At 64.3% G+C, this 11,847-nt stretch carries 14 protein-coding genes; 9 read left to right on the plus strand and 5 right to left on the minus strand.

Annotated elements, in window-relative coordinates:
* Positions 1-205: 205 nt before the first annotated feature.
* The 4 genes from htpX to FFS21_RS30650 all read right to left on the minus strand — a co-directional run bounded on the left by htpX (position 206) and on the right by FFS21_RS30650 (position 4,871).
* Positions 206-1,084 carry a protease HtpX gene (gene htpX / locus FFS21_RS30635; protein ID WP_137928430.1) on the minus strand — a complete coding sequence of 293 codons (879 nt, stop codon included), beginning with the start codon at positions 1,082-1,084 and terminating at the stop codon, positions 206-208.
* A 102-nt stretch (positions 1,085-1,186) separates the two neighbouring features.
* Positions 1,187-1,555, minus strand: coding sequence for a hypothetical protein (locus tag FFS21_RS30640; protein WP_249359758.1), 369 nt, complete (start codon positions 1,553-1,555; stop codon positions 1,187-1,189).
* A gap of 106 nt (positions 1,556-1,661) precedes the next feature.
* Positions 1,662-3,341, minus strand: a complete 1,680-nt coding sequence (locus FFS21_RS30645; protein WP_137928431.1) for an FAD-dependent oxidoreductase — start codon at positions 3,339-3,341, stop codon at positions 1,662-1,664.
* Positions 3,342-3,359: 18 nt separating this feature from the next.
* Complete coding sequence (locus FFS21_RS30650) at positions 3,360-4,871, minus strand: polyamine aminopropyltransferase (protein ID WP_137928432.1); 1,512 nt, start codon at positions 4,869-4,871, stop codon at positions 3,360-3,362.
* A gap of 137 nt (positions 4,872-5,008) precedes the next feature.
* On the opposite strand from FFS21_RS30650, the gene FFS21_RS30655 reads away from it, so the two are divergent.
* The 9 genes from FFS21_RS30655 to FFS21_RS30685 all read left to right on the plus strand — a co-directional run bounded on the left by FFS21_RS30655 (position 5,009) and on the right by FFS21_RS30685 (position 10,587).
* A complete protein-coding gene (locus FFS21_RS30655) occupies positions 5,009-5,395 on the plus strand; it encodes a DUF350 domain-containing protein (RefSeq protein ID WP_137928433.1) in 387 nt (128 codons plus the stop codon).
* A gap of 34 nt (positions 5,396-5,429) precedes the next feature.
* Entirely contained in the window at positions 5,430-6,476 is a 1,047-nt protein-coding gene (locus tag FFS21_RS30660; protein ID WP_137928434.1) for an SPFH domain-containing protein, read from the plus strand.
* Between the two features lie 6 nt (positions 6,477-6,482).
* Positions 6,483-8,018 (plus strand): DUF4178 domain-containing protein, encoded by a 1,536-nt coding sequence (locus FFS21_RS30665; protein ID WP_137928435.1) that lies wholly within the window; start codon positions 6,483-6,485, stop codon positions 8,016-8,018.
* A gap of 14 nt (positions 8,019-8,032) precedes the next feature.
* The gene (locus FFS21_RS32180) at positions 8,033-8,182 is read left to right on the plus strand and encodes a hypothetical protein (RefSeq protein ID WP_171020530.1); all 150 of its coding nucleotides are present in this window, start codon (positions 8,033-8,035) and stop codon (positions 8,180-8,182) included.
* Between the two features lie 17 nt (positions 8,183-8,199).
* Positions 8,200-8,595 carry an adenosylmethionine decarboxylase gene (gene speD, locus FFS21_RS30670; RefSeq protein ID WP_137928436.1) on the plus strand — a complete coding sequence of 132 codons (396 nt, stop codon included), beginning with the start codon at positions 8,200-8,202 and terminating at the stop codon, positions 8,593-8,595.
* A 45-nt stretch (positions 8,596-8,640) separates the two neighbouring features.
* Positions 8,641-9,075 (plus strand): Cd(II)/Pb(II)-responsive transcriptional regulator, encoded by a 435-nt coding sequence (locus FFS21_RS30675; protein WP_137928437.1) that lies wholly within the window; start codon positions 8,641-8,643, stop codon positions 9,073-9,075.
* Between the two features lie 130 nt (positions 9,076-9,205).
* Positions 9,206-9,343: a hypothetical protein gene (locus tag FFS21_RS32335; protein ID WP_212745281.1), complete on the plus strand. Its 138-nt coding sequence runs from the start codon at positions 9,206-9,208 to the stop codon at positions 9,341-9,343.
* 124 nt (positions 9,344-9,467) lie between these two features.
* Positions 9,468-9,881 (plus strand): nucleoside diphosphate kinase regulator, encoded by a 414-nt coding sequence (gene rnk / locus FFS21_RS30680; protein WP_137928438.1) that lies wholly within the window; start codon positions 9,468-9,470, stop codon positions 9,879-9,881.
* Positions 9,882-10,242: 361 nt separating this feature from the next.
* Positions 10,243-10,587 carry a hypothetical protein gene (locus tag FFS21_RS30685; protein WP_137928439.1) on the plus strand — a complete coding sequence of 115 codons (345 nt, stop codon included), beginning with the start codon at positions 10,243-10,245 and terminating at the stop codon, positions 10,585-10,587.
* A gap of 160 nt (positions 10,588-10,747) precedes the next feature.
* Here FFS21_RS30685 and ypfJ read toward each other — a convergent pair whose 3' ends face one another.
* On the minus strand, positions 10,748-11,620 hold the full coding sequence (gene ypfJ / locus FFS21_RS30690) for a KPN_02809 family neutral zinc metallopeptidase (RefSeq protein WP_137928440.1): 873 nt from the start codon (positions 11,618-11,620) through the stop codon (positions 10,748-10,750).
* Positions 11,621-11,847: the final 227 nt, after the last annotated feature.

Genomic DNA, 11,847 nt, shown 5'->3' on the forward strand with positions numbered 1-11,847 from the left:
GGATGGTGGAGCGGGGGAGATATCGGCAGGATGTTTTTAATTGAGGTAATTGCTTCCCTGTCGGTTTGCTCCCCTCTCCCGCAGAGCGGGAGAGGGGTTGGGGGAGAGGGCCAGAAGTTCTGCTTGCCGACACCTCGCGATTTTCACCGCTTGCCCTCTCCCCTACCCCTCTCCCAGAGGGAGAGGGGAGAACACCAACGCGAAATCAGCGGGCGGACTGCAACGCCGCGATCCGCGCTTCAATCGGCGGGTGGCTCGAGAACAGCGCCAGCCACGACTTGCCGCCCGAGATGCCCATCGCCTGCATGTTCTGCGGCAGGCCATCGGCATCGAGACCACCGAGGCGACGCAGTGCGGACACCATCGGCGACGGCGAGCCCATCAGTTGCGCAGCGCCTGCATCGGCGCGGTATTCGCGATGACGCGAGAACGCGGCAACGATGATGCTGGCGAGGATACCGAACACGATCTCGCAGACCACGACGGTGATCATGTAGCCGATGCCGGGGCCGCTCGACTCCTCGTCGTTGCGGCGCAGCCACGAGTCGACGAAGTAGCCCACCACGCGTGCCATGAAGATCACGAACGTGTTCACCACGCCCTGGATCAGCGTCAGCGTGACCATGTCGCCATTGGCGATGTGCGCCACTTCGTGCGCGAGCACAGCCTCCACCTCGTCATGCGACATCGATTGCAGCAGGCCGGTGGACACCGCCACGAGCGAGTTCTTCTTCGAGGCACCGGTCGCAAACGCGTTGGGCTCGCCATCGTAGATTGCCACTTCAGGCATTGGCAGGTTGGCGCGCGTGGCGAGCTTCTGCACGGTCTGCACAAGCCACAGCTCGGTGCTGGTGCTCGGATGCGTGATGACCTGCGCACCCGTAGACCACTTGGCGATGGTCTTGGACATCAGCAGCGAGATGAACGAGCCGCCGAAGCCCATCAGCGCGGCAAACGCCAGCAGGGTGCCGAGATTCAGTCCGTTGGAAGTCAGGAAGCGGTTCACGCCCAGCAGGCTGGCCGTGAAGCTGAGGACGAGCATGACGGCGAGGTTGGTCGCCAGGAACAGGAATATTCGTTTCATGGATGTGGGGATAACAAGACGCGGCGGGGCCGCAAGCGCGCACGGCACGGGTAGCGTGCCATGCAACGTAAGGGCGCGGAAGAGACTCCGCGCGAAACGGGGTCAGCCGCGCGGTGGGCGCGGCAGCAGAGGCAGGTCGGGATCGGGCAATCGCGCCACCGCGTAGCGGGGCACGGTGCCGCGTGCAGCAGAGGCCATCACGCGCGGCACGGGCGCGGGCAGCAACTGCTCGGCAAAATCGGCGCCGAGTGGCGTCGGTTCGGCGGTATCCGAGGGATAGGAAGAATCGGGCGCAAGAGGCGCGGCGAGGTCGGCCTGATCAGCCGCCACCGCGAAGTTCTCTTGCGCGAGCGGCGCGGGTTGCACCATGTCGATGCCGCTGGCCGATGCCGACATGCCAATGCCGGCCCATGCCTGCAGGGGCAGGAAGGCAAGCAGCACGATCATCAACAGGAAGCGAAGCGGTTGCACGGGGGCGGGTGACGCAGGAGACAGAAAATGTTGCTGTCGATTCTACAGGATGGCGAACCGGTGCGCAGGGTGCGCCCCGAGCTACGCGGCTTATCTATCCGACCGATCACCCGACGACATGAAGTGCCGCCCGCGTGCCCCACCACGCGGCTTCCTCGAAGACCGACAGCCCGGACAGATCGGCATGCGCGAACAGCACCGGACCATCCGCCGCACGCAACGCGGCAAGGCCGGGGTTGGCAAGGAAACCGGGCACCGGCGTGGCCATCGCGTGACCGCGTGCGGTGATCTCCGCGGCATCGGCATGACGCCAGAACTCGCGGCCATAGACTTGGCGCAGATCGGCGCTGGCGATCTCCATCAGCGCTGCGGGCGAGGCGTCGGCCAGCCAGCGGCGCACGGTATCGGGATCGGCACCAGCCGGTACGCCTGCCGCAGCATCGAGCGGACAATACGCCGTGAAAGCCGTTTGCGCCGGGCGCGCCTGCCTGATCCATTGATGGGTGGCCACCACATAGCCCAGCCCGCGCGATCCATGCACGACGTTGTCCCACGCCAAAGGCACGCCGGCCGCTTCCTGCGGAAAGCCGCGCAAGCGGAACGATGACACCAGCCACGGCGCGTGATGCTGCAGGTGCACGGCGGGATCGAAGCCGAGCGGGCCCAGCGGCATGATGCGTGCAGCCACATGAAGCGGCATCGCGCAGATCACGCGGCGCGCACGGATGTGGCGCAGTCTCGGCGGCTGGGTGATGCCATCCGGCCATTGCACGGTGAGCACGCGCACGCCTTTGCCATCCGGCTCGATGCGAACGGCCATGCCCGGTTGTCGCCAGGGCCGTTGCTGGCCCACGCGGCGGTCGATCTTCGTCACAAGCCGCGTGACAAGTCCGTGCAGCCCATCGGGCCAGGTCAGCACGGCGCCATCGGTGGCATTGCTCGCATGGCCGCCCCGGCTCGCAAAGTAGTGCAGGCCGGCCCAGGCCGACACGACGTCCGAACCCGCGCCGTAGTCATCGCGGCAGCAGTAGTCCGCATACCAGTGCAGCGTAGGTGCCGTAAAACCTTCGGCGTCCAGCCATGTCCGGAAGGTCTGCCGATCGAGTGCGCGCCACGCAGGATCACGCGACGACTCGGCTAGCGGGATCGCGAACACCTTGCGGCCATCTGTGCCCGTCGTCGTGCGCAACGCATCGATGCGAGCGAGAAAACGCGTGTGCTGATCGTGGAAGGTATCGCTGTCGGGCAGCAGGCCATCGTGCCATGCGCCTTCGAAGAAGAGACGTTCCTCGGGAGCATGGACGACAAAGCGTTCGTCAAAGCGCGGACGCGCATCGAAGGGATCGCGCTCGATGACGCCCAGGTCGGCCAGCATCTCGCGCACATGGGTCGATTCAGCGGACGGCAGCGGCAGGTAGTGCGCGCCGCGCGGAAAGCCGATCTCGCCAAAGCTCCCGCCTGCGGCATTGCCGCCGAACTCGGGACCTTCGAGCATGATGAAGTTGCGATGGCCGGCGCGCGACAACTGCCACGCTGCTGACACCCCACCGATGCCACTGCCGAGAATCGCCACGTCCACGCGTTGCTCGCCATCGGGCGCGGGCCATTCGCGTATGTTGCGCATGTCGCGCAGCGCGTGACCTTCCGCCATGCCGGGACGCAGCACGAGCGGCTCGGGTTCGCGCAGCCCCACGCCCGCAAGGAAGCGCGAGGCTTCATCGCCGAGCCGCTCGCAACCTGCCAATGCAGCCGTGGATGCTGCGATCAGGAAACGTCGTCGATCCATGCTGCGATGCGCGTCACGCTATCGAATGACATTGCGCCAGTCCTTCTCGAAGTCGTGTACCAGCGTCTGTTCGTTGAGGCGGTTGGCCTGACCCTGGCGCGGCGCCATATCGGCGGGGAAGCTGAACATCAGCGCGGTGCTGGCGGCATCGAGAAATTTCAGGGGCACGTCATAGTGCGTGGGCGGCGTGTAGTCGTCGCGCTTGCCCGCGAGGATGAAGCCCCATTCGCCGAACGACGGCACATAGGTGTGATACGGCCACGTATGCAGGCCGGCTTCGCGCAGCGTGGCGTCGATATCCCAGAACGAACGCGGCGCGTAGTAGGGCGAGGTGGACTGCACCACCGCGTAACCCTTCTCGGCCAGATGGCGCGACAGCAGCCGGTACATCGGCACGGAGTAGAGCTTGCCGAGGCCGAAGTTCGAGGGGTCGGGCAGGTCGACGATGATCGCGTCGAAACTCTCGCTGTTCGTCTCCAGCCACTGCGCGGCATCGGCGTTGACGATGGTCACGCGCTTGTCGGTGAGCGAGTCCTGGTTCAGCGCGCGCAGCGGTTCGCTCCGCGAGAATAGCGTGGTCATCGCCGGATCGAGGTCGACCAGCGTGGCATGTTCGATATGCGGATACTTGAGGATTTCGCGCATCGCCAGCCCGTCGCCGCCACCGATCACCAGCACGCGCCGTGCCCAGGGCAGCGCCTGTAGCACCGGATGCACCAGCGCTTCGTGATAGCGGTGTTCATCGCGCGAGGAGAACTGCAGATTGCCATTGATGTACAGGCGCAGGTCGTCCTTCCAGCGCGTGATCACCAGCCGCTGGTACGGCGTGCTTTCGCTGTGGATGATCTCGTCGCCGAACTGTCCGCGCTCGGCCCATTGCGTCAGTTGCGTGGAGCCAATGAACCCGGCAGTCAGCACCGCCAGCACGATGCCGGCGCGCATCGCACGCATGATCACGCGCGAAATTTCGTTGCGGAAGATATGCAGCGTGAACAGCGCCACGCCCACGTTGAGCATGCCGAACAGGAATCCCGTGCGCGACAGCCCGAGCCGGGGCGCCAGCACCAGCGGGAACACGAGCGATACCGCCAGCGCGCCGAGATAGTCGAACGTGAGCACGCGGCTGACCAGATCGCTGAACTGCGCCTTGCGCGCGTTGAGGATGCGCATGACGAGTGGAATCTCCATGCCCACCAGCACGCCGATCACGAACACCAGCGCGTAGAGCGCGGTGCGGAACGGTGCCGACAGCCACGCGAACACCACGAACAGCAGCGCCGCCGAGATGCCGCCAAGCAGCCCGACGAGGATCTCGATATCGATGAATCGCGTGAGGACATCCTCGTCTTTCACATAGCGCGACAGCCACGACCCCACGCCCATGGCGAACAGGTAGCAGCCTATGATGGAAGAGAACTGGAGGATGGAATCGCCCAGCAAGTAGCTGGACAATGCGCCGGCGATCAGTTCGTAGCCCAGCCCGCAGGAGGCTACGATCAACACCGACAGGACAAGGGTACGGTCGCGCATGGAAGGCGGTCGCAAGGGGTCGGCGGGCGCGCAACACACGCCCAGATTGTCACGGAATTGGTAGTGGAAGAAATGGGACTGCGGATATACTTTGCCGCAACTTCCTGCGGCAGCAGCACGATACGGACAACCCGGACATGCAACCCATCTACGCCTACGCGGAGCACCTGCTGGCAAGCCTTGTGCTGCTGGTAGTGTTCGTCGGAGTCTACACCAGGATCACCCCGTTCCACGAGTTCACGCTGATCCGCCAGGGCAACATCGCGGCGGCGTTGTCACTGGGTGGGAGCGTGCTTGGATTCTGCTTCACGCTGTCATCGAGCATCCAGCACAACGACACGTTCCTGATGTTCCTGGTCTGGTCGTTTGGTGCGATGCTCGCGCAGGCCGTGGTCTATGCCGCGCTGGCCCGCGCGCTGCCCGACATGGACGCGGCCATCGAATCGAACAACATCGCCATGGGCGGGCTCATGGGCACGATGTCGGTATCGGTGGGCGTGCTGAACGCCGCCTGCCTGTCCTGAACCGCCGCAACCTTCCCTTTAGCGAGGCGCAGCCATGAGCATCGGGTCATTCATCAAGAAGCAGTTCATCGACATCCTCCAGTGGACGGAGGATACAGACGGCGTGCTGGCGTGGCGCCATCCGATGGAGGACATGGAAATCCAGTACGGCGGCAGCCTGACCGTGCGCGAGAGCCAGATGGCGGTCTTCGTCAACGAAGGCAAGATCGCGGACGTGTTCGGGCCGGGCATGTACAAGCTGACCACCCAGACGCTGCCGGTGCTCACGTACCTGAAGAATTGGGACAAGCTGTTCGAGTCGCCCTTCAAGTCCGACGTCTACTTCTTCAGCACGCGGCTCCAGATCGGTCGCAAGTGGGGCACGGCCCAGCCGATCACGATCCGCGATGCGGACTTCGGTATGGTGCGGCTGCGCGCGTTCGGCCTGTACTCGTACAAGATCGTCGATCCGAAGCTGTTCTACACCGAGATCAGCGGCACGCGCGCCGAGTACACGCGTGACGAGGTCGAGGAGCAACTGCGCAACCTGCTGATTGCGACGATGACCGGCACACTGGGCGCGTCGTCGATCCCGTTCCTCGACATGGCCGCCAACCAGCCGCTGATGGCGCAGACCATCCGCGAGAAGCTGGTGCCAGAGTTCGCGCGCTACGGCGTGGCGCTCGACAACTTCGCCGTGACCAACGTGTCGCTGCCGGAGGAATTGCAGAAGGCCATCGACACGCGGATCTCGATGGGCATGATGGGCGATATGGCCAAGTACACGCAGTACCAGGTGGCCAGCTCGATCCCGCTCGCGGCGCAGAACGAAGGTGGTATCGCCGGCATTGGCGCTGGACTCGCGGCCGGTGCGGTGATGGGCCAGGCCATGGCGGGTGGCCTGGTTGGCGGTGTGGCCGGCGCACCCGGCGTACCCGCGCCTGCGGTTCCGCCTGTGGCTGCTGCATCGGCTGCTGCACCCGCTGCCGATGACCCCGCCGCGCGCCTGCAGAAGCTCAAGGAGTTGCTCGACAAGAGCCTGATCTCGCAGGCGGAGTTCGATACGGCCAAGGCTGAGATCCTGAAGAAGCTGATCGGCTAAGCCTGCATGCAAACGGTCAACTGTCCGGGCTGCGGCGCGGAGGTCAGCTTTCGTTCGTCCGCCGCCGTCATGGCGGTCTGCGAGTACTGCAAGAGCACCTTGCTGCGCGAGGCCGACCAGGTGCGCGACATCGGCAAGATGTCCGCCGTGCTGGAGGACTACACGCCGCTGCAGATCCACACCAGCGGTACGTGGCAGGGGCAGGGCTTCACGCTGGTGGGCCGCATCCAGTTGCGCTACGACGCGGGGCTGTGGAACGAGTGGTACGTGCTGTTCGACGATGGTACGGACGGCTGGCTGGCCGATGCATCGGGCCAGTACATGCTCACGCGACGCGTACCGGACGACGAGGCGAAGCGTGCATCGGTCAGCAAAATGCCGCGTTTCGATGCGCTGCGTCCCGGCACGCATCTGTTCTATGGCAACCATCGTTTCGAGGCCAGCGACGTGCGCACCGCACGCTGCACGGGTGGCGAGGGCGAACTGCCGTTCCAGGTGGCATCCGGATGGACGGCCCAGGTGGCGGACTTCCGGGTCGCCGACAAATTCCTGACGCTCGACTACGCGGATGGCTATCCGCCTGCCGTGTACACGGGCCAGGCGGTGATGTTGCCGCAATTGAAGGCCCAGTTCCTGCGTGAGGCCGATGCCATCGGCCGTACCGCCGACCGCTATCGCGGCAAGGCCGTACCACTGTCCTGCCCCAACTGCGGGAGTCCGATCAGCTGGCGCATGGGCGTGGCGAGTTTTGTGGTGTGTCCGAGCTGCCATAGCGAGGTGGACTGCACCACGTCGACCGCCATCGTGCTGGAGAAACACGCCGAGATCGAGGCATTGCAGACGAGCCTGACACCCGGCGAGATCGGCACCATCGACGGCAAGCCGTACACAGTATTGGGCCTGCTGCAGTGCGTGGACGACGATGAAGAAGAATCGTCAACGTGGATCGAGTACCTGCTGTTCAACGAACAGTCCGGCTTTATCTGGCTCGTCGAGCAGGATGCGGGCTGGGACCGCGTGCAGGTGCTCGACGAATGGCCGGACACATCGTTGCCGGCATCGGTGAAGCTCGGCGGACAGAAGTACGAGCGCGGCTTCCACTACCGCAGCACGGTGCTGTACGCAGCGGGCACGTTCAACTGGCGCGTGCAGGCCGGCGACGCCACGATGCTGACCGAGTTTGGTCCTCCGGTGCGGAGGTTGACGCGCGAAGCCTCGGAGACCGAGATCGTGTGGACGCGCTCCACCACGGTCAGCCGCACGCAGGTGGCGGAATGGTTCAAGGGCAACAAGGCGCTGGCCGCCGCGAAATCACGCAAGGACACACCGCGCGCCGCCGCGCAGACCGGCGACCTGGCTTACTTCCGCAAGGTGGCCTGGGGCGTTGCCATCATCATGTGGCTGCTGAATGGACCGCTGGCGCTGTTTGGTCGGGCCAGCTTCGCCGCGCTGATTGTCGGCACGCTGTTACTGTGGGCGCCGATCTGGGTGGCTGCCTCCATGTCCGGAGGCAATGCCGATGCGGATGACGATGACGATTAAAAAGAGGGGCTGACTTGCGTTTCCTGTTTCTGGTCTACGGAATCATCATCCTGTTCGGCGTCACGTTCTACACGATAGGGTCCACGAACGGATCGTCATCGGGCAGCCGAAGCTGGGGCAGTTCCGGCGGCGGCTGGTCGTCTGGTGGCGGTGGTCACAAGTAATCTGCGATCGATACGCGATGAATGCGCCCACACTGATCTGCCCGCCTATGCTCGGCCAGCACCTGCTGCTCGACATGCAGGGCGTACTTGCGGCTGCGCTGACCGATGCGGTACACATCGAGCGTGTCCTGCGCGATGCGGCGCATGCGGCCGGCGCCACGGTGGTGGATGCGCGGCTCCATCACTTCGGTCCCGGTCTCGGCGTGACGGGGGTACTGCTGCTGAAGGAGTCCCATATCAGCATCCATACGTGGCCGGAGTACGGTTACGCGGCGGTGGATATCTTCATGTGCGGCACGGCGCAGCCCGCCCTCGGTGTCGATGTCATTGTCGACATGCTGCGGCCCGTGCATTGGCAGGTGCGAGACCATGCGCGCGGTCCGGGTTTTGCACGGCCTGCGCAACCGGTCTAGACTGGCGGCTAACCCTGTAACAACTACAGGGATGGAGGTCTGGATATGCGCATCGGCGAACTGTCGCGCCACAGCGGCTGCGACGTGGAAACCATCCGGTACTACGAGCGGGAAGGGCTGCTGGACGCACCTGCCCGCGAAGACAACGGGTATCGCCGCTATGGCGATCCGCACCTCGTGCAACTCAATTTCGTGCGCCACTGCCGTTCGCTGGGAATGAGCCTGGCCGATGTGCGGCGGCTGCGGGATTTCCAGCGCAATCCGTCGCTGGCCTGCGACGATATCGACACGTTGCTCGACCGTCAGATCGATCAGATCCACGCCCAGCGCGTGGCACTGGAGGCACTGGAAACCCAGTTGCGCGCACTGCGCCATACGTGCGAGAACCCGAATCCTCATCCGGCCAGTGAGTGCGGCATCCTGCAGAACCTGCAGCAGGCGGCCGAAGGCGCCGCATGCGAATGCCACCCGCGCCACTGAGCGGCTGAGGTTTTCCCCGCTATTTCCGGGAGCCCCTCTGCACGGGCCTGTGCTAGCATGGCCGTTCGCGTTGCGCTGACACCACGCGCAGCGGCTTTTCCTGCTTCAACTAATTCAGAAAATTCTCACGATGCCTCGTCGTCTTTCGTTCGCCGCACTTGCCATGGTCCGCTCCGCGCGACCGGTGCGCGCACGTCTGATGATGCAGCCCATCACCCAGACCCGCCGGATCAACGCCCCGCTTGATCCCGCCCGGTTCCCGGCCTGACTGACCCCGCCGCTTAGGGTCCGGTGCCGAACCGGGCCGCAGCACCGCGTTCTCCCTATCGATTCATCCACGGCCTGCCGGGCAGACTTGCTGCGCCGGCGCCGCTTTTGCGAGAGGCATTGCCATGGCAAAGACCAAAGCACCTACGCTGTACCTGACCGAACTCGACGTCACGCGCCTGGAAGCCATTGCCAGCCGCGCCGGCACCGCCGAGCTCGATGAAATGCTCGACGCACTGCTGGAGCGCGCCGCCATCGTCACGCCCGATGCCATCCCTCGCGACGTTGTGACGATGAACTCGCGCGTGGTCTGCACGCTGGAGGGTGATGCCCAGCCACGTGAGTGGACACTGGCTTACCCCGACGATGCGGATCTGGCGGCGGGACGTTTGTCCGTGCTCTCGCCGATTGGCCAGGCGTTGCTGGGTGCGCGCGCCGGGAAGACGGTGGATTACCGGTTGCCGAATGGTATGGCGCAGCGCGTGACGATTGTGGATATTGCGTTTCAGCCGGAGGCGAGTGGGCAGTTCACGCTTTGAAAGCCCCACGTTTCTAACGGTTTTCTCCCCTCTCCCGCACGGCGGGAGAGGGGCGGGGGAGAGGGCCAGCAGTTCAAATTGCCACAAGTCGGCAAGCAGAACCTCCAACCCTCTCCCCCAACCCCTCTCCCACTGCGCGGGAGAGGGGAGCCCTTCCAAACCTACCCTCCGGTAGCACCCGCTCGTCTCCCGACCCCGTCGTTTCACGGCTTGCAACGCACCATTCGTCGCAGCGGTATTTCTCGCTGATCTACTACCCACTAACCTTCAGTCCGTGCTCGCATCGCTACATAGATAGTGCATCGGGCAAGTTGTCGGCAGTGACCATAAAAAAGTAGTGAATCAGTTGAAGGAGTCCCAGATGAACGCCAGACGTACCCTTGGCGGTGCCCTGCTGCTCGCCGTGTTTGCCGCGTCGACCGCATTTGCCGCACCCGCCGCCACCAAGAAGGTGGGCAAGTTCGACGTGTATGCCGACGCCGCGCGCACCGGCAAGTTCGACACGTTCAGCGAAGGATCGAAGATCGGCAAGTACGATACCTTCACGGACGGTGCCCGTCAGGGCAAGTTCGATACCTTCAGCGAAGGCGCCCGGCAAGGCAAGTTCGACAGCTACAGCGAAGGCTCGCGCGCATTCAGCGGCGAGATCTCCGGATCGGCGCTCGACAACTCGCGCAATGGCGATCTGTACGGCTACAAGGTTTGATAGCCCAGCAGAAAGCAAATCGGCGACCCGCTTGATGGCGGGCCGCCGATCCTGATTTCCAGTTTCTCTCCCACCTGCGCAGCCGACCTCCTCCTTCTCTCTCCGCTGCGCAGGTGATTTTTCCCCGCCTTGTCTTTCCCGCTATCCCTTCAGACTTCGCCTAGAGTTGCTTCGCGGCGAACGTATCGCATTTGCGGATATCGCCCGTGTTGAGCCCCTGGCGCAGCCATTTCACACGCTGCTCGCTGGTGCCGTGCGTGAACGCCTCGGGCACCACATAGCCTTGCGACTGTTTCTGCAGCCGGTCGTCGCCGATGGCTGCCGCGGCCTTCAATCCTTCCTCGATATCGCCGGGCTCCAGCAGTTGCTGGTTGAGCTTTTGCGCCGTGGCGGCCCAGACACCTGCCAGGCAGTCGGCCTGCAATTCCATGCGCACCGACAACTGGTTGGCCTGCGCCTCGCCCATGCGTCGCCGCGCCGAATCGACCTTGCCCGATACGCCGAGCAGGTTCTGGATGTGATGCCCAACCTCATGCGCGATCACATACGCCTGCGCGAAATCGCCACCCGCACCAAAGCGCTGGCGCAGTTCGTTATAGAACGCGAGATCGATATAAACCTTCTGGTCGGCCGGGCAGTAGAACGGTCCCATTGCGGATTGCCCCGTACCGCACGCCGTGGGCGTGGCACCCGAAAACATCACAAGCGTGGGCGCAGCGTAACGGCGGTTCAGATCGGTCTGGAAGATGTGGTCCCACGTACGCTCGGTGTTGCCAAGGACCTTGCGCGTGAACACGCTCAACTGATCGGCGGCCGGCGCGCGCTGTGCCTGCGACTGCGGCGCCTGCTGCGGCTGGAGATTGGACGCGCCCTGCAGGATCAGCATCGGATCGATGCCGAAGAAATAGGACGCCGCCAGCGCGATGACTACCGTGCCAATGCCAATCGACTTGCCACCCAGCGGAAATCCTCCGCCGCCACCGCCCCGGCGGTCTTCCACATTCTGGCTTTCGGCTTCGTCGTCGAGACGCATATCGGGGGCTCCATCGGCTGGTGTGTGATGCCGCTGGAGTATAGCAATGGTGTCTGACGGTGTTGAGCGCTGCGGTGTTTGCTCCCCTCTGGGTTTTCTCCCCTCTCCCTCTGGGAGAGGGGGCGGGGAGAGGGCAAGCGCTTGCGTACCGAGATGGCTGATCGGAGCTTGAAAGGCCGGCCCTCTCCCCCGCCCCTCTCCCGCAAGGCGGGAGAGGGGCGGGGGAG

This window comes from Cupriavidus sp. 2SB (genome assembly GCF_005503625.1).
GTDB lineage: Bacteria > Pseudomonadota > Gammaproteobacteria > Burkholderiales > Burkholderiaceae > Cupriavidus.